At 65.8% G+C, this 491-nt stretch carries 1 protein-coding gene; it reads right to left on the minus strand.

The features are described 5' to 3' along the window. Positions 1-113 precede the first annotated feature (113 nt). Positions 114-491: RNA polymerase sigma factor (locus AACY08_RS29030; RefSeq protein ID WP_339472523.1), on the minus strand; the 378-nt coding region annotated here is incomplete at its 5' end.

The raw sequence follows: 491 nt of genomic DNA on the forward strand, positions 1-491 counted from the left end.
GCTTGCGAACAGTCCGGCCTCAACCGGTGCCCCGCTATCCTGTTGGACCTTCCACAATGCGGCCGCATCCGTCGGCGACAGTCCGCGCAGGAGCGCACGAGTAACACGCACCGTCACTGCGCCTCTCCCAATCGCGCAAGGCGCTCGGTCGCGCGCAGCATATGCTTTTCGACCGCGCTGACCGACACGCCCAGTTGCGCCGCGATGTCGCGATAGGCCATTCCCTCCAGGCGGCGCAAAATGAAGACGGTTCGCGTACGATCCGGCATCTGCGCCACTGCGGCCATCACCGCCTTGAGCGCCTCGCGGCCCGCGACGATCCGATCCGGGCCAAGTTCCGCGCCACCTCCTCGATCGGGATCGAACTCGATATGCGCATCATGCTTGCGAACGGTGCGTCGACGTCCGCGATCGGCCAGAACGCTGGCCGCGACCTGAAAAACATACCCCCGCAAATTCTCGATGCCGTCCTCGCCGCCGCGGGTGGACAG

Origin of the sequence: Pseudomonas sp. EL_65y_Pfl1_R83, assembly GCF_963970695.1 — a bacterium.
In the GTDB taxonomy this organism is placed as follows: Bacteria; Pseudomonadota; Gammaproteobacteria; order Pseudomonadales; family Pseudomonadaceae; genus Aquipseudomonas; species Aquipseudomonas tritici.